24 protein-coding genes are annotated in these 26,542 nt (G+C 31.7%); 6 read left to right on the forward strand and 18 right to left on the reverse strand.

Going from position 1 to position 26,542, the window contains the following annotated elements; genetic code table 11:
* Nucleotides 1-18 precede the first annotated feature (18 nt).
* The 9 genes from NMK29_RS23355 to NMK29_RS23395 form a co-directional block, all read right to left on the reverse strand.
* Entirely contained in the window at nucleotides 19-624 is a 606-nt protein-coding gene (locus NMK29_RS23355) for an FMN-dependent NADH-azoreductase (protein WP_108805003.1), read from the reverse strand.
* A gap of 4 nt (nucleotides 625-628) precedes the next feature.
* The gene (locus tag NMK29_RS23360; protein WP_108805004.1) at nucleotides 629-1,498 is read right to left on the reverse strand and encodes an NAD(P)-dependent oxidoreductase; all 870 of its coding nucleotides are present in this window, start codon (nucleotides 1,496-1,498) and stop codon (nucleotides 629-631) included.
* A gap of 92 nt (nucleotides 1,499-1,590) precedes the next feature.
* On the reverse strand, nucleotides 1,591-2,457 hold the full coding sequence (locus NMK29_RS23365) for a helix-turn-helix transcriptional regulator (protein ID WP_108805005.1): 867 nt from the start codon (nucleotides 2,455-2,457) through the stop codon (nucleotides 1,591-1,593).
* A gap of 75 nt (nucleotides 2,458-2,532) precedes the next feature.
* Complete coding sequence (locus NMK29_RS23370; protein WP_108805006.1) at nucleotides 2,533-3,108, reverse strand: YceI family protein; 576 nt, start codon at nucleotides 3,106-3,108, stop codon at nucleotides 2,533-2,535.
* Between the two features lies 1 nt (nucleotide 3,109).
* Nucleotides 3,110-3,598 (reverse strand): hypothetical protein, encoded by a 489-nt coding sequence (locus NMK29_RS23375; RefSeq protein ID WP_108805476.1) that lies wholly within the window; start codon nucleotides 3,596-3,598, stop codon nucleotides 3,110-3,112.
* A gap of 7 nt (nucleotides 3,599-3,605) precedes the next feature.
* Complete coding sequence (locus NMK29_RS23380) at nucleotides 3,606-4,007, reverse strand: hypothetical protein (RefSeq protein WP_108805007.1); 402 nt, start codon at nucleotides 4,005-4,007, stop codon at nucleotides 3,606-3,608.
* 122 nt (nucleotides 4,008-4,129) lie between these two features.
* Entirely contained in the window at nucleotides 4,130-5,245 is a 1,116-nt protein-coding gene (locus NMK29_RS23385; RefSeq protein WP_108805008.1) for an AraC family transcriptional regulator, read from the reverse strand.
* 24 nt (nucleotides 5,246-5,269) lie between these two features.
* Complete coding sequence (locus tag NMK29_RS23390) at nucleotides 5,270-5,980, reverse strand: TIGR04283 family arsenosugar biosynthesis glycosyltransferase (RefSeq protein WP_108805009.1); 711 nt, start codon at nucleotides 5,978-5,980, stop codon at nucleotides 5,270-5,272.
* A 27-nt stretch (nucleotides 5,981-6,007) separates the two neighbouring features.
* A complete protein-coding gene (locus NMK29_RS23395; RefSeq protein WP_108805010.1) occupies nucleotides 6,008-6,721 on the reverse strand; it encodes a DUF547 domain-containing protein in 714 nt (237 codons plus the stop codon).
* 231 nt (nucleotides 6,722-6,952) lie between these two features.
* Here NMK29_RS23395 and NMK29_RS23400 point away from each other — a divergent pair, with 231 nt between their 5' ends.
* Together NMK29_RS23400 and NMK29_RS23405 are read left to right on the forward strand one after the other, a co-directional pair.
* Nucleotides 6,953-7,222: a hypothetical protein gene (locus NMK29_RS23400; protein ID WP_254097298.1), complete on the forward strand. Its 270-nt coding sequence runs from the start codon at nucleotides 6,953-6,955 to the stop codon at nucleotides 7,220-7,222.
* Nucleotides 7,185-8,174 (forward strand): NADH oxidase, encoded by a 990-nt coding sequence (locus tag NMK29_RS23405; RefSeq protein ID WP_254097300.1) that lies wholly within the window; start codon nucleotides 7,185-7,187, stop codon nucleotides 8,172-8,174. The genes NMK29_RS23400 and NMK29_RS23405 overlap by 38 nt, the downstream gene beginning before the upstream one ends.
* Before the next feature lie 54 nt (nucleotides 8,175-8,228).
* Here the strand turns inward: NMK29_RS23405 and arsM are convergent, their stop codons facing one another.
* The 7 genes from arsM to NMK29_RS23440 all read right to left on the reverse strand — a co-directional run bounded on the left by arsM (nucleotide 8,229) and on the right by NMK29_RS23440 (nucleotide 13,397).
* Complete coding sequence (gene arsM, locus NMK29_RS23410) at nucleotides 8,229-9,197, reverse strand: arsenosugar biosynthesis arsenite methyltransferase ArsM (protein WP_108805012.1); 969 nt, start codon at nucleotides 9,195-9,197, stop codon at nucleotides 8,229-8,231.
* A gap of 29 nt (nucleotides 9,198-9,226) precedes the next feature.
* Nucleotides 9,227-10,039, reverse strand: coding sequence for a purine-nucleoside phosphorylase (locus tag NMK29_RS23415; RefSeq protein ID WP_027394944.1), 813 nt, complete (start codon nucleotides 10,037-10,039; stop codon nucleotides 9,227-9,229).
* A complete protein-coding gene (locus NMK29_RS23420; RefSeq protein ID WP_027394945.1) occupies nucleotides 10,036-10,647 on the reverse strand; it encodes a TIGR04282 family arsenosugar biosynthesis glycosyltransferase in 612 nt (203 codons plus the stop codon). The genes NMK29_RS23415 and NMK29_RS23420 overlap by 4 nt, the downstream gene beginning before the upstream one ends.
* Entirely contained in the window at nucleotides 10,647-11,147 is a 501-nt protein-coding gene (locus tag NMK29_RS23425; RefSeq protein WP_027394946.1) for a rhodanese-like domain-containing protein, read from the reverse strand. The genes NMK29_RS23420 and NMK29_RS23425 overlap by 1 nt, the downstream gene beginning before the upstream one ends.
* Before the next feature lie 109 nt (nucleotides 11,148-11,256).
* Entirely contained in the window at nucleotides 11,257-11,943 is a 687-nt protein-coding gene (locus tag NMK29_RS23430) for a DUF2064 domain-containing protein (protein ID WP_108805013.1), read from the reverse strand.
* Between the two features lie 2 nt (nucleotides 11,944-11,945).
* Nucleotides 11,946-13,001: an arsenosugar biosynthesis radical SAM (seleno)protein ArsS gene (arsS, locus tag NMK29_RS23435; protein WP_108805014.1), complete on the reverse strand. Its 1,056-nt coding sequence runs from the start codon at nucleotides 12,999-13,001 to the stop codon at nucleotides 11,946-11,948.
* Between the two features lie 60 nt (nucleotides 13,002-13,061).
* Nucleotides 13,062-13,397, reverse strand: coding sequence for an arsenosugar biosynthesis-associated peroxidase-like protein (locus NMK29_RS23440; protein WP_027394949.1), 336 nt, complete (start codon nucleotides 13,395-13,397; stop codon nucleotides 13,062-13,064).
* 719 nt (nucleotides 13,398-14,116) lie between these two features.
* Here NMK29_RS23440 and bglX point away from each other — a divergent pair.
* From bglX to NMK29_RS23460, 4 genes are all read left to right on the forward strand, one after another.
* On the forward strand, nucleotides 14,117-16,366 hold the full coding sequence (gene bglX, locus NMK29_RS23445) for a beta-glucosidase BglX (RefSeq protein ID WP_108805015.1): 2,250 nt from the start codon (nucleotides 14,117-14,119) through the stop codon (nucleotides 16,364-16,366).
* A gap of 3 nt (nucleotides 16,367-16,369) precedes the next feature.
* Nucleotides 16,370-18,643 carry a glycoside hydrolase family 3 N-terminal domain-containing protein gene (locus NMK29_RS23450; RefSeq protein WP_108805477.1) on the forward strand — a complete coding sequence of 758 codons (2,274 nt, stop codon included), beginning with the start codon at nucleotides 16,370-16,372 and terminating at the stop codon, nucleotides 18,641-18,643.
* 138 nt (nucleotides 18,644-18,781) lie between these two features.
* Nucleotides 18,782-21,568 carry a LuxR C-terminal-related transcriptional regulator gene (locus NMK29_RS23455; RefSeq protein ID WP_108805016.1) on the forward strand — a complete coding sequence of 929 codons (2,787 nt, stop codon included), beginning with the start codon at nucleotides 18,782-18,784 and terminating at the stop codon, nucleotides 21,566-21,568.
* 21 nt (nucleotides 21,569-21,589) lie between these two features.
* On the forward strand, nucleotides 21,590-22,603 hold the full coding sequence (locus tag NMK29_RS23460; RefSeq protein WP_108805017.1) for a LacI family DNA-binding transcriptional regulator: 1,014 nt from the start codon (nucleotides 21,590-21,592) through the stop codon (nucleotides 22,601-22,603).
* Nucleotides 22,604-22,605: 2 nt separating this feature from the next.
* Here NMK29_RS23460 and NMK29_RS23465 read toward each other — a convergent pair whose 3' ends face one another.
* Entirely contained in the window at nucleotides 22,606-24,657 is a 2,052-nt protein-coding gene (locus NMK29_RS23465; protein WP_108805018.1) for a glycoside hydrolase family 65 protein, read from the reverse strand.
* A 196-nt stretch (nucleotides 24,658-24,853) separates the two neighbouring features.
* Nucleotides 24,854-25,885, reverse strand: coding sequence for a LacI family DNA-binding transcriptional regulator (locus NMK29_RS23470; RefSeq protein ID WP_108805019.1), 1,032 nt, complete (start codon nucleotides 25,883-25,885; stop codon nucleotides 24,854-24,856).
* Nucleotides 25,886-26,542: the final 657 nt, after the last annotated feature.

The following is a 26,542-nucleotide window of genomic DNA, read 5'->3' on the forward strand; positions in this document are numbered from 1 at the left end:
GGGGAATTTGTTGCTTTTTTACAATTTATTTATGATTTCAGAAATTGTTTGTTTTGACTGTTTAAATACTTCTTCATTCATAGTGGTTCCTTCTAATGGCAAAAAGGTTACATCAGTTATCCCAATAAGACCTAAAACTGTTTGTAAATAGGGTTGAACAAAGTCTAAGGCTTTCATTTCATTTGAGTTATACACGGCTCCAGCTGAGGTAATGATATAAGCTTTTACATTTTTGACTGTACCATAAAATTGACCTTGGTCATTTATCCCAAAAGTACTGTTAATTCTAACTATGTGGTCAATCCAAGCTTTTAAGGCGGATGGAATACTAAAGTTATACATAGGCGTACTTATAAGTAGGATATCTGTTTCCTTTAATTCTTCAATGAGTTCATCCGATAATTTTGTAGCACTACTTAATTCGTCACTAAATTGTTCTTTAGAAGTATAAAACCCTTCAATTGTTTTTTGATGTATGTGTGGTATAGGTTTATTTATAATATCTCTAATTATAATTGAACCTTGTGGATTGCTTTTTTGCCAATGTAGCTGAAATTGATCTGCTATTTTTCGACTATCTGAGTTGTTGATTCTAGAACTGGAATCTATTCTTAGTAATTTCATAGTTTTATTTTTTAAGGTTTAAAAATTCATATACTGCGCTAAAATCTAGATCTCCATACCCATGCTGTTTTGCTTGTGCATAGATTTCCTTAGTAATTGTAAGATTAGGGAGCGCTACATTTTGCTCATATGCGCAAATAGTGGATAGGTGTAGATCTTTTTGTATCCACTTTAAGGGGAAATTTGTTTCATAATTAGAGTTTTCAAGTTTTGAACGGATTGCTGACATTACGGGAGGAACAACGGGTGTGCTTAGTAGTACATTGAATAATGTTTCTTTTTCTAAACCCATAGCTTCACCCATCACTAATGCTTCCGAAAAAGCAACCATAGATTGTCCTAATAATTGATTAATTAGCATTTTCATAGCAGCACCCATTCCTACTTTTCCTAAATGCAATGTCTTTTTTCCCATAATATCAAGTAAGAATTTAGTTTCAGTAACAGAAGCTGAATCGCCTCCTAACAAAAAAAGTAATTCACCGCTCTCAGCAGGAGCTTTAGTACCTGCTACTGGAGCGTCGAGATAACGAATTCTATGTTTTTTTGCGATGATATCCATCTCCTTGGTAAATGATGGATTTACCGTGCTGCAATTAATCCAAATACTATTATCCTTAAGAGAAGAAAGAAAACCTTTGCTGCCAAGAGCAACTTCTTTTACAATTTCTGGAGTAGATAGCATTGTGATTAAAACATCTACGTTTTGTGCAACTTCTTTAGGGTTTTCTGCCCATGTTGCTCCATTATCCAGTAGATGGTTTGCTTTTTCTTTGGTTCGGTTGTATACAATAAGTGAATGGCCGGCTTTTTGAAGATTAGAAGCCATTCTACTTCCCATTATACCTAATCCTATAAATCCTATTTTATTCATTTGTATATGTTTTAATTCTTATACAAATGTCACAGAAAGTGAAAAAAATAAGTTTTCGAAAAAACTAAAAGTTGTGTTTTTCGATCAAAAACTTAGATCATAATGTCTTTTCGGTATTTAATTTGAAATTGCTTAGGAGAAATATTGAATTTTTTTTGAAATGTCTTAATGAAATGTGGGGTGTTTTCGTATCCAACTTGTCGTGCGATACTTGTAACAGAATCGTTAGTGTCTTTTAATAAAAAAGAAGCTTTTTCTAACCGTCTTTCGATCAGCCACTTTTTAGGAGAAATACCAAATTTAGATTTAAAATCTCTTCTAAATGTCGAGATACTTCTTCCAGTAAGATAAGAGTAATCTTCAACGTCCAGTGGTTTGTCAAAGTTATTATTCATAAAAGTCTGAATGTTTTTTTTAGCTCTTTTTTTTAATTGAAAAAGCTTTGACAGAAATTCGCTTCCTTGTTTCGAAATACTGATCAGATGCAGTAATTCTAGTAGTTTTGGTCTTGTGAATTGATGCTGATTTTTACCTCTGTAAAGGGTAAGAAGAGTATCTGTAAAAAGTCGTAGATTTTGATCATACTCTAGTACTAAATTTGTTGAGGTATCTTCCTTTGTAAACACTTCGAAATTATTCAAAAATTCATCTGTAATTTCTTCATCAAAGAAGAAAACAACGGCTTCGAAAGAGTTATCCTTAGGGATAATATCTGATATCATATATAGCCCTCTTGGTAAAAGAATGATTTGATTTTTTTGAACTATGGTTAAATCACCTTCTGGGGTTTCGACTTGTAATCCTCCATTTAGCACTAATGTTAATGCGTGAGCAGCTAAATACCTTTCATTCTGAAGATCCGCTTGTTCTACATTTTTTAGAATTACACAAGAAAGACCGTCTATTAAAACTTTTTCTATTCTAGGATGTTGATAAAATACTTGAGGAACTACTTTCATAACAAGCGAAAATCAATAGAATGTATATAATTAAATAACGGCTTTTTATAAAAGTAGTGATTTTCGGTCAAAAGTTTAATCAGAATCGAATTTCAGCTTACATTCTAGGGTAAATTCATCTGCAATTGCATTTTCTTTCATACGTTTAAAAATACTTGGAGAGTTATGATTAACTCCATATTTAGTTCTGTCAATTGTATGATTAAATGTAATAGTAATTCCAGAGTCATTGTATTCTATGTTAACAGGAATACGTTCCAGGTTTGTTTTTCCTTTAATAGTCAGTTTACCTTGTAGAATAGCTTTATGATTTTCAATCTTTGTAGTTTTTTCTAGAGAAAATATAGCTTTTGAATATTTTTTAACCTCAAAAAAATCTTCGTTTTTTAAATGATTTTTGAGATCGGTATTTTCATGATCTAAACTTTTCATATCAATGGTAATATTCATAGCGGATATTACTGTATCACTTATAATCATGGCACCTTTTTTTGCGTCAATCGTACCTTTTAGAGAATAAGAATTAAATGCCGCTTTGCCTGTCCAGAAAAATGTTGATTTTTTTGTATCTAATTCGAAACTCTGGGCGTTTATACTTTGTAGTCCTAATAGTAGAAAAAATACTATGGATATAATTTTTAGTGTTCTCATTTTAATTCAGAAGTTTATTGGTTGTTTCTATTTTTTCATATCCACATACGGTTTCCCCATCCTCAGTAATGCCTATAAAGTACCACATAGCCCATCCGCCAAAGAGAGAACTATCTGTTCGCCAGTTTTTTGTCCAAGTATATGGTTGAGACTGTTTCATAAGTTCTTTTTTAGTGTCAAAGTTTTTATTTAATTCTTTTAATGGATATGATTTCCTAAGATTCCAAGTGTTATTGAAGAACAGATAAGCACCATATTCTATGATTTTAATCTCACTTTCTTTACATAGGATAGCTGTGTTATGTTTCCAATAGAATCGATTATCAATCTTAATTGCATCAATTTTTTTTGGAAAGTTATTTACTTCAATTGCCTTACGAAGTGCTTTTAATTTATCAGGTAATTCTTCATTTATGGGAGTTCCATATTGTATTTGTGCGGTCAATGAATTTAAGGTAGATGCTATTAATAGTGCAATTATTATTCTCATGGTGTTATTATTTAATTTTTTCTGCAATCCAAACTGCTAAAAAGCCTCTATCCACAGCATGAGTAGAACCGTATAATTTTCCGTTTTTATAGTAAAAGCTTGTGTTATAACTTCCGCTATTGTCACCAGATATCAGAGAAACATAAACAACATCTAATTGGGTATTAATTCTTCCTTCTTGTATTTTAACTCCTTCTCGATAAAATGTACCGTGTACAGTTTTGGAGTTAATTTTATCAATACGCATCATAGCAAAATTAGAGTCTGTTTTATCCTGAGGACTCATATCTAATTTCCATTCACCTATTAATAATTGTAAGTCTGTATTATTTTCTTGAGAAAAGGCGGAGAAAGCGGTGATGAAAAGAACGAGTAAGCTTACTTTTTTTAGAATTGCAAAATGTTTCATTTTTCTGATTTTAGAATTTGTATGAGACAAATATTGACCAAATGCAGAAAAAAATCGTTTCAATTTGCTAAATGAGACGGATTTTAGATAAAAACAAGGTTTCAATTTTTTAATTGAAACTTTTAAAACTTTGTTTTTAGAGCGCTAGGAGGTTTTCCTGTAATTTTTTTAACAGTTCTATTAAATGAAGCTTTAGAATTAAAACCAGCATCATAAGCTAAAGCCAGAAGTGTAAGATTATCATTTTTAGGATTATTAAGTAATCTCTTTACTTCTTTAAAACGAAGTTCGTTTATATAATCAGTAAACTTTTTCTGGTAGATTGTATTTAAGCATTTAGTGACTAAATACGGTTTTACGGAAAGTTGTTTTGACAATGAAGCTAGGGTAAGCTCTGGATTTTTGAAGAGTTGTTCCTCCTTCATTTTAGTTTCTAAGGTTTTACCGATATTTTGTAGCTGCTCTTTCTCTTTGTCAGAAATGATTGCAATTTGTTTGAATGCACTTTCTTTTCTTCGAGCAAAACCCTCTAAACCTAACCAATAGGTAATAATTGCCATGCCTATAAATACTGGGTGTCCGTAGAAAAAATTACTTGCAAAATTGAAGAAGAAAAAATCGATTAATATCCCAACCACATAAATGATAGAAAATATTTTCATTACTAAAACAACTCTTTTTATCCAGTCGAGTTTTTCTTCAAGAATTTTATATCCTTCTACTTGTATTGTATTACTAAGTATTTTTTCAGCTTTAATACTATAAAAAACAATTAGTGCTCCAGAAACAATAAACATAGTAGGGTAATGCATCCATACTACATATCCCCAATACCCTAACCAAGAGAGGCTCTCCCGAGTGCCATCCCAGTAAAAGTTTTGCGCTTTTATAAAAAAGCTCCAAGTAAATTCTATTAGTACAGGAAGGAAGTGAATCCAATCTTTTCTTAAAAATTTGAACTTGGGATTAACGTAACTTTTTATAAAAAAATATATAAGTGTTCCATATATCCAATTGTATTCTAATAGTATATGATACCAAAAATCATATCGTCCTAGCCCAAAAATATTTAAGGTCTCTACAATTAGGCGATAAGAGAAAAAGAATAATATAGTGGCAAGAAATCGATTAGCCAAGTAGTGTACTCCTTGTTTTTGCCATAAAATAATACCAAAAATGATTCCTTGTATGGCACCAATACATAATAATATAACCAAAAATATCTCTAACGTTTCCACTGGATTAAAGATAAAGAAGAAGATTTAAGAAACAACTTTTTCCTTATAATATCGATACAAATCTTCTGATGAAGCTCCTAACCATCTTCTCATATGAATATTTAGAAAGTGATATTGTAATCGCCAAACTCCTACTTCTCTATAGCGTCTTGCAGAAGTAATAACATATTTAGGGATGATAACAAATTTATCAATAGCAAAAAGGCGGTCTACTAAATCGTTATCTTCATAAACGATATAAGCTTCATCATATCCATCTATTTCTCTAAATAATGAAGCCGTAATGAATTGACTTTGATCTCCTCCACGACAGCGCTTACTTTCGAATTGAGTGAGCCAACCTAAGAATCGAAGCCACCAATGTTTAGAATCAAATTTCATTCTAAAACAACCGGCTTCATTGCCTTCATGAATTTGTTGAATAATATCCTTATCATAACCATCAGGAGGAAAAGAATCTGCGTGTAGGAAATAAAGTATTTCACCAGAAGCTGCAGCAGCTCCTGTATTCATTTGTTTAGCACGACCTTTCGCTGAAGATACTAATTTAATAGGTGTTTTTTGTGTATTTGCGAAATCTGTAACAGTTTTTTGAGATTCATCCACGCTTCCTCCGTCAACTACTATAATTTCTTTAATGAAATTTGGGGAGGAAGAAGTTTGTATCAAATGGGAAAGCAGCTTACAAATTGTAGCTGCTTCATTAAGAATGGGAATTATGATAGATATTTTCAAAAGGGAACTATTATTTAAAATATAAAATTACTCATTTAAACTCCAATCGTATTTTTTATATCCTTTCTTTTTTTGTTTGTCAATCTTAACTTCTGAATATTTATTGATAAAAGCCTTTGCATCTTCACCATCAATTTTAAAATCTTTTTTGAACCAGCTGAAGATTTTAGATACTTCTACTACCTCTTCGGTGATTGTATTTCTTTTAGGGTCATTAATAAAATTTTTAGTTAATGTTTCCAGCGCATTATCTACATTTCTAGCAGTAAAGGCTCTATTCCAAACTATTGGGCAAGAGAAAGAAGCACAGTTAATAGCAAAATGGATTCTAGGATCTCCTAATTTTCTAAGAATCTTGTGTTCTAATTCGTTTAAACTGTGTAATACACCATTAATTTTAAAAAACTGTCTACCCCAAGGATCTTTAATGTCTTTTATACTTTTTAGAGGGTAGTTATCTATGATTAATTTTATAGTGTACGCATTATACGCATTAATCCAATACGCTAGTTTTTCTTCTTTACTCCAAGAAGGTGTTGGGGGATTATCAGAAAGATAAGTGAAATATTGATAGAGTTGAGAGCTATCTCTCATAAAGCCTTTATAATCAACTTTACCATCTTCAGAAACATTAATTAGTAGTATTTGATCCCAAATCGCGTGATCAAGTTTTTGTTGCGCTTTTGTTTGAAAAGAGAAAAATGTAATTAGTATGAATACAAATATTTTAGGGGTTTTCATTCTTTAATCTTTTAAATATATCCAGATGTAAGTGTTTTTACAAATGGTTAAGTAGGTTCAACTTTTGTTTATTTTTTTGTTTTCCAAATAACCAATACTATATTAAATATTCGTTAAATACTTGATCTTAGTCCAAAGTTTATGCCACTCCTTACAAAGATAGTTATTGCTATTTTTTGACATTGCAGGTTAGTTACCTATTCCGTATTATTGTAATCGAACTATTTTTATATGATTAGTACAGATTTTAAACTTCCTTGTGGGGTAATATTGAGCAATAGATTAGTAAAATCTGCAATGACAGAGCGGATTAGTAATAGCAAATTTGAACCTACAGAAGGGCATGAACGGTTATATAGAGATTGGTCCAAAACTGGAGCGGGTTTATTAATAACGGGTAATGTGGTTATAGATCGAAAGCATCTAGAATCTGCAGGAAATGTATGTTTTGATGATGAAAAAAATGCTTCCCAAATTAAAATCTTGGGCGCACGAAGGTAAAAAGAATGGGAACCATATATGGGTACAGATTTCTCATTCTGGAAGACAAACAAATAGGTTTGGTACAAATAGCCCTTTAGCACCTTCTGAAGTACAATTGAAAAAGTTAGGACTTTTTGGCAAACCTAAAGCTATGACTGAAAAAGATATACAAGATGTAATTGAACGTTTTGTACAAGCTGCTAGAATTGCTAAAGAAGCCGGTTTTACTGGAGTTCAAATCCATTCTGCTCATGGGTATTTATTGAGCCAGTTTTTATCACCTCATACTAATGTTAGATCCGACAGTTGGGGAGGGGATATAAAGAATCGAAGTCGGTTATTACTTACTATTATTAGAAAGGTTCGAAAGGTAGTTGGGGTCGATTTTCCAATTTCCGTAAAATTGAATTCTGCCGATTTTCAAAGAGGTGGATTTACAGAAGAAGAGTCGTTAGAGGTAATAAAAATGTTAGACGAAGAAAAAATCGATTTACTTGAAATATCTGGTGGAACTTATGAGAAGCTAGCATTTTTTACCATGAATGAAGAAGACTCAGAACTTAAGGAAAGTACCAAACAAAGAGAGGCTTATTTTATTGATTTTGCCAAGAAGATTAGAGCTGTTAGTAAATTACCCTTAATGGTTACAGGGGGTTTTAGATCCTATGATTTTTGTAATGAAGTTTTGATCAATGGAGAGGTAGATCTAGTTGGTATGGCGAGGCCATTTATAACAAATAGAGAAGATATTCCAAAATTCCTAAAAGGTGAATTACCGTATCTTAAGAACCTAGTTCTAAGGACTGGTTTAAAACAATTTGAGGATGCAGCAGAAGGTGGTTTTTATGCCAGACAGATTATAAGATTTTCTAAAGGCAAAGGTTTGAAAACTACTATGAACCCTTTATGGTGCTCAATGTTTTTGATTTTATATGAATTCAAAAAAGCAATGATAAAAAAGTTGTCTTAAAAGAAATATCCCTAAAACCATTGTTTTAGGGATATAATTTCTGATTTTATTGTATTAGCAACATCCACCACCATCGTAGTGATATGTGGATTCACTAATATAAATATCATTTCTTCCTAAATCAGCAAGCGCGCCAGCAGTTTTGTCGCAAACTGCGATTGGTTGATTTTTTAGTAAAACATGTCCTTTTTTATCATCAAAATAATCTTCATCACCATAATAAATAGCTGCTTTCCCAGTAAAGATACAAGGTCCGTCTTCTGGCATTGGATCTTTGATCGCAGCTACTTCTATAGATTCTATATAGATTAATTCATCAGTTTCATAATTTTTAGGATCTAGAATACGATATGGCTTACGAGCCCTAATTTCTATAGTTCCAAAACCGACATCAGTTAATGCTTTTACATATTCTGCTATTGGTAGACTACCACTAAGACATAGTGCTCTTAATCGTTCATCATTTCTAAGTGTGTCATTCATTGGTTGTTCACAAGTAGGGTCACTCATTACCAATCTACCATGAGGTTTTAATACCCGATACATTTCCTCAATTGCTTTTTTTAGATCTTCTGCCTTAAAAATGTTGAATAAACAATTTTGGGCGGCTACATCAATACTATTATCTTCTACCGGAAGATTTAGCGCATCACCGAATCTTAGATCTACAAAATCACTATTAAACCATTCATTTTGTTCTTCAGCCTCTTTAAAGTTTTTATGAGAAGCATCTAACATTTCTTGAACTACATCAATACCGATTACACCACTTTTTTGGCGTGAGAAATATGAGAATTGTAATAATTCCATTCCTCCTCCAACACCGACATATAAAACTTTTGGATTATTAGTTAAATCACGAGCATTTACAGTACTTCCGCAACCATAATTCATTTCCTGCATGATTTTTGGTATTTTTAATCCAGGTAATTCCCAAATAGGATTTGTAGTACAACATAATCCTATATCTGGAGTCAATGCTGCTTCTTTATATACATCGTGTGTGGTTTCTAAATAACTCATATTCTTTTTTCTTTTTAAAGTGGGGTTTTTTATAATGACTTTATTAATTCTTTAAATAAAAGAATCATTTCTGGTTCAGCTTTTCCAGCCATCGCAATAATCTCATCGATATCAACTGGTTTTAGATTATCAGGATCACATTCATCAGTAAGAACAGATACAGCTGCAACATTCATTTCTAAATGATTAGCTACAATTACTTCTGGAACAGTACTCATACCAACAGCATCCGCACCAATTATTTTTAAATAACGATATTCTGCACGAGTTTCTAGCTGTGGGCCAACTACAGATGCATATACACCTTTATGTAAGTTGATGTTATTCTCTTTTGCTATTGCTTCCAGTTTATTACTGATCTTTTGATCATAAGGAGCACTCATATCTGTAAAACGTGTTCCTAATTGCTCAACACCTTTAAATGCTAACGGGGAACCTCCCTGAAGGTTTATGTGGTCTTCTATAAGCATTAATTCTCCTTTTTTGAAGTTTAAATTAATGGCCCCAGAGGCATTAGAAACAAGAAGTGTTTTGATTCCTAATTCATTCATAATTCTCACTGGATATGTCACATCTTGTAGCGAGTATCCTTCATATAAATGAAAACGACCTTGCATCACTACTACATTTTTACCTTCTAGTTTTCCATAAATTAGTTTTCCTTTATGAAATTCTACTGTAGCTGTTGGGAAATTAGGGATGTGATTGTAGCTTACTTCTTTGAGAATCTCTATTTGTTCTAATAACTGCCCTAGACCTGTTCCTAATATGATACCTATTTCAGGATTTTCAAACCCTTTTTGTTGTAAGTATTCAGTTGTTTCTTTAATGTATTTAATCATTTTGCTAAGCTTAATAAATGTTGAAAAACGGAGATGTCTTTGATATCTTCATAATAATCTACATCATTACGTTCTTCTAATAATTTGACGTTAGTTTGTTGTATATCGTTTAATGTATTTTGTAATACTGTATTTGTCCCCCAGGATTTATTTTGAAAAACTTTTGAATTCAAAGATTTCATTCCGAATAAATAATAACCTCCATCTTCTGCGGGACCTATTACATACTCATTATTTTTCAGAGCTTCGAAAGCATTTTCTATATCATGCTGACTTAGATCGTACATATCACTGCCTATTATGATTATGTTTGTATATCCCGATTCAAAACCGTTTTGGAAAGCGTTGTACATTCTAATTCCAAGATCTTTTCCTTCTTGTTGTTTTTTATTATATATGGTTGGATCCCAAATATCGTTTTGGCCAATTCTTGTGGAATAATGTACTTCTTTTGTAACCGAAAGATTTTTGGTAATAGTTACGGTATGATCTAATAATAGCTCATAAACCTCTAGAGCGGCTTGATTTCCTATAGTAGCAGCTAAGCGAGTTTTGCACTTACCTAATTCTGGATTTCGAGTAAAGATCATTAATAGGTTCTTTTCCATCACTTTTTATATACTTTTTTTCCTTTATGTAACCATTTCCCCCATTGTCTGGAAAATGCATGTATTTGGTTTGTTTCTTCTCCTTTAGCATTAATTACTTTATGATCCTTATTTTTCCATTCAAAGATCCCTCCATATAAATTATATATATTATTGTAACCTGCTTCTTTTAGTTTTTCTGAGATATCTTCTGATCGTATTCCTAAGCTGCAGTAAACAACAATTTTAGATTTTTTAGGAATGTTTTGATCTGATAAGAAATCCATGTTAAATTGATCATACCCTACATGTATAGCTCCTTTTAGATGACTTGTTTCGTATTCAATAATTTCCCTTGCATCTAATAAAATAACTTTGTCTTTTATGGTACTTAATTCTTTTACTGAGATGTATGGAATACTTTCATTATTATATTGGTCAAGTAATTCTTTAAGCGAATTCTGACTAAAAACCAAAAATGGTGATATAATAAAAGTTAGTACTACAATTATTGTTTTCATATAACATATGTTACCTGCTGTAACATTACATTGTATTATTAAATATGGACTTGTTTTCTAAAAGTTATTGATAACTTTTTTATGAAGAGAAGGCTAGAGTAATAATTAATTAAACGTAAGCCCTGAAAGAAGGTGATCCTTTATTGTAAAAAGAGGAGAGTAGATAAATGTCTTTTAGTTGTTTACTCCGATCGAATATCTCTTTTTTTGTATTTACAATCTGAGATATTATAGTTGTAAGAATTCTAGAGAACTTAGTACTTAGCTTAGCTATAATTTTTAGATCTTCAAGTGAATCAATATCATGTAATACTTCGAGTCTAGTCACTTCAATTTTTGAAGTATCTATCATTATTGATAAACTCTTTGCTAGTTTTTTTGATTGCCATGGAAGTTCTAAAAAAGTACTTAAATTGAATTGAGATTTATGCAATCCCATTAGGTAAAACCCTCCATCCGATGATGGACCTAAAACAAATTTTTTATTTTCAAGTTGTTTAGCACTATCTAATAAATGCTTTTTATTAAGGTGGGGAGTGTCGTTTCCTATTGTAATTACATTTTCATATCCAAGCGCATAAGTGTCTTGAATTGCATTTACAAAACGTTCTCCAAAATTACTACCACTTTGATTTTTTTCTGTAAATACAAAAAAAGGAAGTCCAGAGCTTTCTACGACTCTTAGTGTTTTTTTAGTAAGTTCAGTAAATAGTTTTTCGCCACCAATAATAGGTTTGTTTAGAAGCTCTTCTTTAGAAGAGTTTGCAAAAACTAATATGGCGGTTTTTTTATTCATTTTTATGCTACAGTTCCTTGACAACTACTACCAGCTCCGGCAGTACAGCCATAGCAGTGTTGTGAGATAATAATATTTCTCTTTTGCAGTAATTCTTCATTATACTCACTAATATGCTTTACCTTACTAGCCACTTTAAGATCTAGCATTTGGTTAAAATCACAATCATATAACCAACCATCCCAACTAATAGAAATAGTATTAGTACACATTACATTTGCCACTGCCGACGGATTATAAGCCTCTACTAATGCGTACATATAATCTTCATAATTTTCAGAGGCAATTAAATAATCCAGAAATCTACTGATGGGTAAATTAGTAATTGCAAACAAATTATGAAAGTGAATTCCAAAATCTTCTATAAGAGCTTTTTTAAATTCTTTTTCCATAGATACTTGATCACCTGGTAAAAAAGCACCTGAAGGATTATAGACTAGATCTAATCTAAGATCACTATCTGGCATCCCATATCCTCGTTCGTTAAGTTCTTGCAGTGCTTTTATGGATTTATCAAAAACTCCATCTCCGCGTTGCTTGTCAGTTTTTCCTCTAGTCCAATGAGGCATAGAAGAAACCACGTGTACATTATGTTTTTTAAAGAAATCAGGAAGATCATAGTACTTTTTATTCGCTCTGATAATAGTTAAATTACTACGTACGATAAAATCTTTAATTCCCGCTTTACTCGCTTCTTCTACAAACCATCTAAAATTAGGATTCATTTCAGGAGCTCCTCCTGTGAGATCTAATGTGTGCGCCCCGGTTTTTCTTATGACTTCTAAGCATTGTAGCATAGTTTCTTTGGTCATAATTTCTTTACGATCAGGTCCTGCATCTACATGACAATGTTCACAAACTTGATTACACATATATCCTACATTGATTTGTAGAATTTCTAATTTATTAGGACGTAGTGGATTATGTCCGATTTCTGCAATTTTATCTGCAAACTTTGGTAGCTCTCCATTGGCAAAGATTCCATTATTAAGAATTTCTAATTGTCTATGAGAATCAGCTAGTTCGTTATTTCTCTTTTTAAGTGACTTAGTAGCCATATATTATTTTTATCATTGATAGTATCACGTTATCAGATTACCATAACCAAGGTGATCGTCTTACATCGATAACTTTTCATATTTATTCATCATTTGTACTCCGTGAACTAAGGTTGCGCCACTTTCTATAGCAGCTCCAGTATGGACAGCTTCCATCATTTCTTCTTTGGTAATACCTTTTTGAAGTCCATCCTTAGTATAAGCATCAATGCAGTAAGGACATTTTACCACATGCGAAACGGCAAGTGCTATTAAAGATTTCTCTCTAGCGGATAGTGCACCTTCTTCAAAAACCTTTCCGTAATAATCAAAGAATTTTGTTCCTAGCTCTTCACTCCATTCAGTTATTTTTCCAAATTTCCTAAGATCCGCAGGATCATAATATGTTTTAGACATATGTTGTCGTTTTTAAGTTACAAGCATTTATTATTAGTCGTACAATAAGAATCAAAACTTACAATAAATCTCAAATTATTTAATAAAGACTAAAGTCAACATTATGAAGATAAAATAAAAGTTAATGTTAAATAATTAAGTGTTTTTGTTATAAATTATTTATAACCAGCTAATAAAAACAGATTGTTTAAAAATTCAATAATGTTTTAATCTGTTTTCAATTTTAGAAGTTTTTAGTTGTACTTGTTAAGATATTAAGATGCAGTTTTGGTTAAAAAAAATCACACTATTGTCAATTGAAACTATAAAGCGGTTTTAGATAAAATATTTATTTAATCTATATTAGGTTTGATTTCATAGATACTGATTCTTTTTAAAATTTTAACACTTTAAAAGTATAAATCATTGATTTACAGTAATATTTTTAAATATTTTTGAATTTGAAAGAAACCTTGTTCATTACATGTACATAGAATGTTAAGATTGATTGATTGGTTTAAAATACAATGTAATGTTGTAGCTTTATCATTATTGATGACAAAAAATCTAAAATATTTATTTACTCTTTAACGTGTTTTTAGGTAGATATTTATTAAGAAGGTTTGAAAGATAGATTTGTAAATACATTTATTGCTAAAAATTAAAATATAAGTATAGTGAAGAATTGTAAAAAATATAACTTTAGGGGTGTAAGTTTAGTTATAGTGGGGCTTTTTTTAATGATACCGAAATATAGTTTCTCCCAAAATAAGAAGGAAAAAGAATCTTCTGATCGTATAGAAAAGAAAGTAGATTCTCTTATAGCTATTATGACGCTAAAAGAAAAAATAGGTCAGCTTGTGTTATATAATGGAAGCTGGGATGTAACTGGGCCACCTTCTGATGTAGGCAATAAAGAAAAATATGAAAAACTTAGAAATGGTGAAGTGGGAGCAATGCTTAATGCCACTTCTGTAGCGGGAACTAAGGAATTGCAGAAAACGGTTATTGAAAATTCAAGGTTAAAGATTCCATTACTTTTTGGGTATGATGTGATTCATGGCTTTAAAACAATTTTTCCAATTCCTTTAGGAGAAAGTGCAAGTTGGGATTTAGAGGCAATAAAAAAGTCTTCGTCTATAGCCGCAAAAGAGGCAACAGCTTCTGGAATAAATTGGGCATTTGGACCAATGATGGATATTTCGAGAGATGCTCGTTGGGGTAGGGTTATGGAAGGAGCTGGAGAAGATCCTTTTTTAGCTTCTAAGATTGCGGTTGCAAGAATCGAAGGTTTTCAGGGAGATGATTTGTCCAAGAATAATACACTAGCGGCTTGCGCTAAACATTTTGCTGCATATGGTTTTGCAGAAGGTGGTAGAGATTATAATACAGTAAGTATTGGAGAATATGAATTGCATAATACTGTGTTGCCTCCATTTAAAGCTGCTGTGGATGCAGGTGTTGCTTCTATGATGAGTTCATTTAATGAAATTGATGGTATACCAGCAACAGGACACAAAGGATTGCAGAGAGATATTCTAAAGAAAACCTGGGATTGGGATGGATTTATAGTTTCGGATTGGGCTTCTATTGCAGAAATGGTATTTCATGGATACGCTAAGGATAAAACACATGCGGCAGAATTAGCAATGAACGCTGGTAATGATATGGATATGGAAGGTAGAGCTTATGAAGCAGGTTTAGAACAGTTAGTAAAACAGGGAAAGGTCGATGAAAAATTAATTGAAGAAGCAGCTAAGCGAATACTTAGGGTTAAGTTTAAATTAGGATTATTTGATGATCCATTTAGATATTGTGATGAAAATCGTGAGAAAAAAGATATATATACTAAAGAGCATTTAGAAGCGGCTAGAGATGTAGCAAGAAAATCTATTGTTTTGCTCAAGAATGATAAAAATATTCTACCACTTAAAAAAAACATGAAGAGTATTGCCGTAATAGGACCATTGGCAGATGATAAGGATACTCCTATTGGAAGTTGGAGAGGTATGGCAACACCTAATTCTGCAGTATCTCTTTTAGAAGGAATTAAATCTAAAGTAGAAAAAACTACTAAAATATCATATGCAAAAGGAGTGGAACTAGGCGTAGGAGAAAGGAGTTTTGTAAGGGATTTAAAAGTGAATAGAGATGATTTTAGTGGTATTGAAGAAGCAGTAAAAGTAGCTAAAGATGCAGAGGTTGTTGTTTTAGCTATTGGAGAGGAAGCTTTTCAATCTGGGGAGGCAAGAAGTCAAGTAAGTATTGAATTGACAAAACCGCAGCAAAAATTATTCGAAGAGATTTATGCAGTAAACAAAAATATAGTAGTTGTACTTATGAATGGTCGACCTATGGCAATCTCTAATGTTGCAGAAAAAGCACCTTCTATCTTAGAGACATGGCATTTGGGTTCAACATCAGGGAGTGCAATTGCTGATGTGTTATTTGGAGATTATAATCCTTCAGGTAAATTACCAGTCTCTTTTCCAAGACATGTTGGGCAATTACCTATATACTATAACGTAAAGAATACAGGAAGACCGGTTAATGCTGACGGAATGGTGTTTTGGTCGCATTATACTGATGAAAAGAATGATGCCTTATTTTCTTTCGGACATGGATTAAGTTATACGAAGTTTAATTATAAAGATTTTAAAATAAGTTCGCCATCTTTTACTACTGGAGGGGATTTGTCAGTCTCTGTGACAGTTACTAACGTAGGTGATAGAAAAGGGAAAGAAGTAGTTCAGCTTTATATTCGAGATTTGTTTGGAAGTTTAACACGTCCGGTTAAAGAGTTAAAAGACTTTAAAATAGTAGAATTAAACCCTAAAGAAAGCCAGACAGTAACTTTTAAAATTGACGAAAAAACAATTCAATTTTATACTGCCAATAAGAAGTGGGAAGCTGAACCTGGTGATTTTAAAGTATTCGTTGGAGGTAGTTCAAAAACAGATTTAGAAATTAATTTTTCTTTTAAAAAATAAATGATGCGAAAATTATATATAATAGTGCTGGTGCTAACAGTAATCAGTTGTGATTCTGAAGTTAATAAAAAGAAAAAGGAATCTGTGATAGAAACCCCTGCAATGAATACAGAAATAGATAACAAAGTAGCTTCGTTACTGTCAGAGATGACTCTTGAAGAAAAGGTGGGGCAAATGACACAAATCACACTCGATGTGGTTACCAAGGGCGACAATCAGTTTAGTTCGGCACAACCCTATGAGTTAGATTCTGCATTAGTTCATAAAGCTATTCATACTTACAAGGTAGGCTCAATACTTAATACTCCGGGAGTACCACTATCTAGACAAGATTGGTATAAAACTATTAAAAATTTTCAAGATGAAGCGGCTAAAACTCCTAGGCAGATTCCTATTATTTATGGTATTGATGCAATTCACGGAGTAAATTATACTATCGGAGCAACATTGTTTCCGCAACAGATAGGATTGGCAGCAACATTTAATAAAGATTTGGTAAAAGAAGCGGCAAAAATTTCTGCATATGAAACTAGAGCGTCTTCAATACCTTGGAATTTCTCTCCTGTTTTAGGGTTGGGAAGAAATCCGTTGTGGCCTAGGTTGTGGGAAACGTTTGGAGAAGATGTTTATTTAGGGAAAACAATGGGTGTTGCCATGGTAGAAGGTTATCAAGGAACTCTTGGGGATCCGAATACGGTTGCCTCTTGTATGAAACATTATCTAGGATATAGTGTTCCACTTTCTGGTAAAGATCGAACACCAGCTTGGATACCTGAAAGAGAACTAAGACAGTATTTTTTACCTGCGTTTAAAGAAGCTGTAGATGCTGGATCGGTAACGTTGATGATCAATTCTGGAGAAATTAATGGAGTTCCAGTACACGCTAGTAAATTTTTATTGACTGATGTGCTTAGAGGCGAATTAGGTTTTCAGGGTATTGCTGTTACAGATTGGGCGGATATTAACTATCTACATACTAGACATAAAGTTGCAGAGACGATTAAAGACGCTATTAAGATCTCAGTTAATGCAGGAATAGATATGAGTATGGTTCCACATGATTTTGAGTTTTCAGAATTGTTAGTCGAATTAGTGAAAGAAGGAAGTGTTTCTGAAGGAAGAATTAACGATGCTGTTTCCAGGATATTAAAAGTTAAAATGCAATTAGGGTTGTTTGAAAACCCTGTTACGGACCCAAAAAAATATCCTGATTTTGGATCTGATAAGTTTGCTGAGGTTAGTAAAAAAGCAGCTTTAGAATCTTTTACATTGTTAAAAAACAACAATAATATTTTACCTATAGCAGGAAAATCTAAAATATTAGTTACCGGGCCAACTGCAAATACGATGAGATCGCTTAATGGTGGATGGTCTTATAATTGGCAAGGTAGTGAAGCTGATAATTATGCAAAAGATAAAAACACCATTGCTGATGCTTTTACAAAATCAGGTAATGCTACATTTACGCAAGGAGTATCTTTTGAAGGAAAAAACAACATTAATGAAGCTGTGAAAGCAGCAAAACAAAGTGATGTGATATTATTGTGTTTAGGTGAGAATTCTTATACAGAAACTCCAGGAAATATAAATTCAATACTATTGCCAAAGGATCAAGTAGAGTTAACCAAAGCATTAGCTAAAACCGGAAAAAAGATAATACTTGTTTTATTAGAAGGAAGACCGATTATTTTTAATGAAATAGAACCTCTAGTAGATGCGGTTTATATGGGGTATTTACCAGGAAACTATGGAGCTGATGCTTTAGTAGATTTGTTGTTTGGTTTAGAAAATCCATCTGGTAGATTGCCAATAAATTATCCTAAACATCCTCATGCTTTTGTGAATTATAATCATAAACATTCTGATAACATTGCTGTATCTAATTATTATGAATCGGATTATGATCAGCAGTATGAGTTTGGTGATGGATTGTCTTACACTAGTTTTAAGTATAGTGATTTGTCATTAAGTTCTACTCAAATGACGCAAGACGGATCAATTAAAGTATCTGTAAAAGTTACTAATACTGGAAATAGAAAAGGAAAAGAAGCTGTGCTTTTGTTTGTTAGTGATCTCTACGCTAGTATTACACCAGAGGTTCGTGCCTTAAAAGGATATGAAAAAATAGATTTAAACAAAGGAGAGTCAAAAGAAGTTTCTTTTACAATAACAAAAGACGAATTGTCTTTTGTAAACGAAAGTTTGGAAACAATTGCTGAATCGGGGGAATTTGAAATTAGTATTGGAGATTTAAAGAAAAAATTTGAGCTTAAATAATTATCAAGATTTAATATTTGCATTTTGTTTAAAATGAATATTGATAGCTTATTAATATTTTACAAACCTATAGTTTGTGTAATGTGTTAAGATTTTAATGGTATATTTGATAAGCTTACTGATGTAAAAACTTGTCTAATGTGTCGTATTTCTATTATATTTTACTTTTTAGTTGTTTCGGGTTTTTCCCAGTCTATAAGCGATAAAACACTTCCTAAAATAACGCACTATGATACTAAGAATATGGGTTTTAATGCTCAATCTTGGGATGTTAAACAGGATGAAAATGGTTTAGTTTATATAGCTAATGGGAATGAAGTGTTGGTGTTTGATGGAACCGATTGGACATCAGTAGCTACAAATCCTGAAATGGTAAATAGAAGTTTATTTGTTAAGAATAAAGACACTATTTATTTTGGTGCAGATGGACATCATGGTATGTTAATTAATAATGGTTATGAAGATTATAAGATTCAACCATTAAGAAATAACAAAAAAGATGTTGCTGCAGATATTGAAGAGTATTGGAGAACTCATTTCATTAATAAAGAGATTGTTTTTCAAACTTTCAGGAATTTGTATGTTAATCAAGGGAATATTATTACGAAAATCCCAGCTCCATATCGATTTAAGTGGAGTTACAATATAGATAATCAGATATATGTTAATGATCTTAAATATGGTATTTTTCGGTTAGAAGAAACCAATTTGATTCCTGTAGTAAGTGATCCTGATATAAATGAGAATATTATAGGAGTTACAAAGGTTAATCAAGATTTAATTATTATAACAGATACAAAGGGACTTTTTAAACTTCAGGGAGATCAATTGATACCTATTAGTTTTTCTGATTCTAATGATATTCAAAAAGCTCAGATATTTTCTTTTCTTAAACTTAAGGATAATAGAATTGCATTGGGAACGGTTTCTAACGGACTGTATTTGTTAGATTTAAATTCTGGAGAAACTCACAACATTAATAAAAGAAATGGGTTGCAAAACAACACAATTCTTTCTATTTACCAGGATTATGAAGATAATCTTTGGTTAGCCTTAGATTATGGAGTGGATTATGTAGAGTTAAATTCTCCACTTACGTATTACTACGATTATTATGGAGAGCTTGGGACTACGTATGCCGTGGTAAAAGAGGGAGGATTGTCTTATCTAGGAACTAATCAAGGTTTGTATGTTGGAAATAAGATAAGTTCTAATACTAACGATGAACTGGAATTGTTACTTAATGGCCAAGTTTGGAATATAGAAAAGGTTGATGATAAAATATATGTAGGTCATGACAAAGGTGCTTATTCGTTAGAAGGGAAGGTTCTGACAAGAATGGGAGAAGATTTAGGAGCATGGAATTTTAGAAAATTTAAGATTTCGGGACAAGAAGAAGTCTTAATATCTGGAAATTATAACGGAGTTTCTTTGTATCAAAAAAAAGATGGAGAATGGGAAGGTTATAAATTAGCTGGATTCGAAAAGTCAGGGCGTTATCTAGAAGTAGATGAAAACAATAATATCTGGGTAGCATTAGGAAGTAATGGTGTTTTCAAGTTTAGTTTGGATTATGAAAATAAGCAATTAAAAAAGCTTGGTTTTTATCCCATAAATGATTTTGATGGAAATAGATTATCACTTTCTAAAGTAGAAAATAAGATTGTAATTACATCTAATTTTTATTCTTATACTTATTCAGAAAACACTAATAACTTCAAGAAATCCGAGATAGGAGTTGATAGAGGATATGCACCTCGTATTTATAAAAAAGGAGATGAAATTTGGTATTTAGATAATGATAAAGTCGTTGTAGAGGATTCGCAGGGATTAACGGTGCTCCACGAATTAGAAGATCAACTTGTTCCAGATGTAGTTAATGTTTTTTCCTTAAGTAATGCTCATAAGGTTATACCTGTGTTTAATGGTTTTGCCATGTATTCTAAGAATAAAAAAACGATTAAAGAGGGTATTAAAAGTGAAATTTTAATCAGAAATTTTGTTTCTGTTAATAGTGGTAAGTCATATAATTTTGATGATAAAATACCCTTTTCTGATAATGATCTTAAAATTAATTATGCATTACCTATTTATGGTCAAGAAATCGAATATCAAACTCGTTTAAATGATAACGAATGGAGTGAAAATACCACTGCAACTGAAAAAACACTGTTTAACCTTAAAGAAGGAGATTACACTTTTAAAATTAGAGCTAAATATAATGGAGACTATAGAGAGAGTAATTTTAGTTTCACCATAAAGCCACCTATTTATAGAACAAATTGGGCATATCTGTTATATCTATTGTTGTTTTTATTACTAGTTATTTCGGTTATAGGAATTAATCGATATAAAATGAAAAAACAAGAGCGAATTCTGTTAGAAGAAAAAGCCAGAAAACTTAAAAAACAAGAAGAAGAACATCGCGCTCAGAAATTAGAACAAGAACATAAGATTATTGAATTGAATAATTCTAAACTTCAAGATGAGATAAAAGCTAAGAGCAGAGAGTTAACTCAAATAGCATATGTTAACCTTAATAAAAATAAAATTTTAAAGAAAATAAAAGACAAAATTGTTAAGGTACAAAATGCTTCTGATCAAAAACTTCCAACCAATAGCTATAATGAATTGGTTAGGCTAGTGGACTATTACATTACAGATAAAGAAAGTAAGCTGTTCGAGATTAATTTTGATAAATCACATCAAGAATTTTACGAAAAACTTTCGAAAAATTACCCTAATCTTACTTCCAAGGATTTAAGGTTATGTGCATACTTAAAAATGAACCTTTCTTCAAAAGAAATTGCACCGTTATTAGGAATTAGTTCACAAAGTGTCGATGTAAGCAGGCATAGATTAAGAAAAAAGCTTAATTTAGGCTCCAAAGATAATTTGACTAATATCCTTATAAGTCTTAAGTAAGGATTTCTAATCATTAAGGTCATGAGAAAAAAGGTTACCCTAAAACAGCTGGCAAAGGAATTGAATTTGTCTATTTCTACAGTATCTAAGTCATTAAAAAATGATTCAGAAATAAGTCAGAAAACCATCAATAGAGTTCATGAACTTGCTAATTTTTATAATTATAAGCCTAATGCGCTGGCAGTAAGCCTAAAAAGTAATAAAACCAATACAATAGGTGTTCTGTTGCCAGAGATTCTTAATCATTTCTATGCTAAGGTGTTATTTGGTATTGAACAGGAGGCGTCTAAAAATGGATATAAAATAGTTACCTGCATAACTAATGAATCTTATGAAAAAGAGGTTGAATATGTAGAAATGCTTAATTATAGTAGTGTTGATGGCTTTATCTTAGCGTTAAGTAAGGAGACGCAAATGCTTAATAAATTTGATCATTTCAAAGATTTGAAAAGAGATAATGTACCATTAATCATGTTTGATCGGGTAAGTGGTGAAGTGGATTGTGATAAAGTGATTGTTGATGATAAGCATGCATCAAAAACTGCGATTAAACATTTGATAAAAACAGGATGTAAAAATATAGCCGTAATATCAACTATTTTTGATCTTAGTGTTGGTAGACTAAGGTTAGAAGGTGCTCGAGAAGAAGTTTCGGCAAATGATGGAGTTACTTTAATAGAGCTGCCAGTAAAAAATATTGAAACAGAAGAGAAAGAGATAGAATCTTTTATTAAAAATAATAAAATAGATGCAGTACTTGGATTGGATGAGACTGCTGCTGCCGTTGCAATAAATATGTCCAATAAGTTAGGGTATAAGATACCGGATGAAATCTCTGTAATTGGTTTTACAGATGGTATATTGTCTAAGCATTCATATCCTAAATTAACTACAGTTTCTCAACACGCTGAAGAGTTAGGGACAAAAGCAGCAAAAATGCTGCTTGATAGAATATCAGACACCTCAGAAAATAATTATAAATCCAATACAGAGATTGTTAATACCTCATTAATACTTAGGGACTCCACCAATTAGTGTTACTCAATTATAAATGTTTTCTTTTCTGGGCCAACTCCAGTAATAGTTAATTTTTTCCAAGCAGATGGTAATATTGGTTTTTTTTGGATAATTCCGTTATCTGTAAGATGAAGTCCTCCGAAACCGAAAATAACAGTTTGTAACATTCCTCCCGCTCCAGTTGCAAAATATGGATTGTTACTTGTAGCAGCTTCTGCTAATGCTCCAAAAGGAGGTCTTTTATTTGGTTCATAACTTCTTTTAAAAAGTCTGAACGCATTTTCTGCATCGCCTAAACGAGCATAAATAACAGCAAATACACTTTGAGCCATTGCAGGTCCTTCTTCTGCAAGTTTAGGTTCGTAATATGATAAATCTTTTAAAATTGTTTCCTTATCAGTAACGATGTCAAGAGGATACGATAAAAGATTAACATCTGCTTGTTTTATTCTATCTCCCGAATATGTGCTGTGTTCCTTGGTGGTTCCATCTTTAAACTTATGAATGATAATTTTATCTGCTACTTTATTCCAAGTTTTATTTGGAGTAACACCTATTTCAGTGGCTGCAAGCGAAGCATATTGTAGACAAGTAATTGCGGATCCATTGGTAAATGCATTGTCATCTACATTTGGGGCAAATTCGTTGGCGCCTACTACATTTTTGATAGAATAAGATCCATCAGAGTTTTTAGTTGATCTACTTACCCAGTAATCAGCTACTTCTTTTAATAAAGGATATCCTCGTTCTTTAAGCCATTTTTTATCTTTAGTTACTCGATAATAGTTCCAGAAGGCAATACCTACATCCGCCGTAATATGATGTTCAAAAGTTCCTGTTAATGCCCAAGCAGGAGTTGCTTCTTCTCCAGTATCATCACTTTCCCAAGGAAACATTGCTCCTTTGTATCCAAAATTAATTGCTTTTCTTTTTGCTACATCCAATCTATCGGACCTGTAATTTACTAGAGAACGAGCAATGTCCTGATTTAATACTAATAATGGTGGATACATCCATAATTCGGTATCCCAGAAAATATGGCCGTTATACCCTTGCGAACTTAACCCCATTGGTGCGATACTAAGGTTAGAATCACCTCTGGAGAATGCATATAAATGATACAAAGCTAACCTTACATCTAACTGAGACTGTAGATCTCCATCTATTATAATATCCCCTTTCCATAGGTCTTTCCATAAACTTTTGTGCTGATCTAATAGATCTTTTTGAGGTGTTAGTAGATTGAAGATCACAAAACGTTCGCTTTCATTTTGAGGATCAAAAAAATCTTGAGTTGAACATTGAGCGGCAGTCCAAGCAAATTTATACTGTTTTCCTTTAGTAATTTTTTTTTGAAAAGATAATCGATTATCATATTCCGAGATTTTAGTATGAGTCAATTCGGGACGCTGATCTTCTCTCCCAGAATTGACGTTATGCCATACAAAAGTAGCAGAGGTTCCGACAGTATGTTTACCTAATCTACTTTTGGCAACTGTTTGAAGAATTGGCATTGTTGTTTCAGCATCTTTTAATATTCTAAAGGTACTCAATGGAGTTTGATACTCTTTTGGTGTATTTATTTTGCCTACCACCTTAATGTCGATATTTTTTAAGGCTTTTATTTCGAAATCAATATATCCAGAGTAAGGGACATTTCTAAGAGCATATATGGTGTATGATACTTCTGCAATAGAATTATAATTAAACGAAGTTGTGAAGCTTGCTTCTTTCATATTTAGCGTCTGTTTCCAGCCACTAATATTATCGTTGTTCAATTTGGTGTTGTTTATGTATAGATCAAGGTTCCCGAAGTTCATTCCAGAAAGTATTCTGCTAACTCCAAGTGGAGATTCTTTGTCATAAACGTTGTTGAGAATAATCCTATCTATCTCTAATATATTAGAAGAAGGGAGAATTCCAATTCTCCCATTAGCTGTTACAATGCCAGTGTAATTTGCGTTTTCCTTGGTGGTTAATGTCCATCCCTCTTTTTGCGCATTAATAGGGTTAATAATAAAAAGAAGTAATAAAATTAAAATAAGTGAGTTCGATGAATTCTTAAACTGCATAATGCGATGATTTTAATAAATTGAGTTATAAGCGTTTTATAATAAATGGTTTACTCAATTTACTAAAGAAGATTTAAAAATTAAGATCAGATGTTTAAATACAATAATACAACCGCTTGTATTATTGTATTTTTTGAAAAACAGAAGATTTGTTTAAAATTCATCAATACTTTTAGTAGATTACTTTACTAGTTTTTTAGGTGCTTTCTCGCTCTGTTAATTTTGTTTCTAACTTAATTATTATTTTTTTATGATCGATGTCATCGGGTTCATTAAGTTGTTTGATTAAGAGTTCTGCTGCTTTTTGCCCCATTTCAAAACTAGGTTGAGATACACAGGTTAAAGTAGGAACAAATACTTCTCCTGGACCTAGATCACCAAAGCCGATCACTGCAACTTCATCCGGTATTTTTTTTCCAATCTTTAATAATGTCTTCATTGTTAAGAGCCCGTAGTTATCTGTGCAAGCAAAAACAGCATCTGGAGAGATTTTTAGACTACTAAAAAAATCAAGAATTTCTTTGTCTTCAAATTCCCTATCCAACGAATTACAATGTAATACTAATTCATCATATAATGGGATGTTGTAATTTTCCAATGCTGAAATATATCCTTTATATCTATCCTGAAATACTTTCTTTTGTTTAATACCTCCGATAAACGCAATTTTCTTGTTTCCTTTTTTGATAAGAAATTCTACAGCTTCATAAGAAGCTTTTTCATCATTTATCAAAACATGATCAGCTCCTGAGACTTCTTCTCTTATATTGTCAAATAATACAATTGGCATTCCTTTGTTAATCAGATCATTTAAATGTGCAACGTTTTCTGTTTCATGAGTTGGAGATAGAATAATCCCATCAACAAGACCTCTTTCAAATGAAATCAAGTTTTCTTTTTCGAATTTATAAGAATTTCTAGAAGAACTAATTAATATTTTATAATTATGATTTCTTGCATATTGATCAATTCCTCTACATACCTCAATAAAGAAGGGTTCGTCATATCTAGGAATTAGAACACCTATAATATTAGTTTTTCCAGAACTAAGACTTTTAGCAATTTGGTTGGGCATATATCCCATAACCTTTGCCATTTTAAACACTTTTTCTTGAGTACTTTTCTTTACCCTAGGATTTTGATCTAATGCACGTGATACAGTTGCAATAGAAATATTAAGTCTTCTTGCGATATCTTCAAGTTTTACTCTTCTTTTTTTAAAACCCATTAAAATTAGTATTAAAAAATTATCAATAAATCTTTAATTTGACTAAAAAAACAATAATACAAACGTTTGTATTGTATTAATAGAAGATTTATTTCTCTTGGGTGTTATTTGTTATGTAAATTGTAATAACGTTAAGCTTATAATCAATAGATGCGTTTAGATCTATTCAATAATAAGGTTATACTAAACTTTTCCCCCAAAATAAAGTGTTCAGACTTTTATGTGCGAACTACTTATGCTAATTTATAATAAATAATATTAAGGCGTACGTTTTTTAAGAAATTGAAATGTAGTTTGATAAGATGATTATGAGTAGTTTTCTTAGGATTGTATAGAAAATTATTAAGTATATGTCTATATAAAATCTATACTTAATCGATAGCTTTCTTTATTTTTTGTTTTTGTAGAGACATTATTTTTTTTATTTAAAACATTGATAAAGAACATGTTGAGTTGTTTTTGGCCTTGATTTTTATCCATTGTATAGGTAATGTAAAGATTTGGATGTTTGAAATTCTATACGAATAATGTTGTAGTTTTGGTAATCAAATGGTTTAATAAATATGAATATCGATATTTTTTAACTGTTTTTTTGTTGAATCTATTAATACGTTGTTTTTTCGACGACTTTTAGAGTATGAATTTCTAAATCCTTTA

Source organism: Aquimarina sp. Aq107, assembly GCF_943733665.1.
Taxonomy (GTDB): domain Bacteria; phylum Bacteroidota; class Bacteroidia; order Flavobacteriales; family Flavobacteriaceae; genus Aquimarina.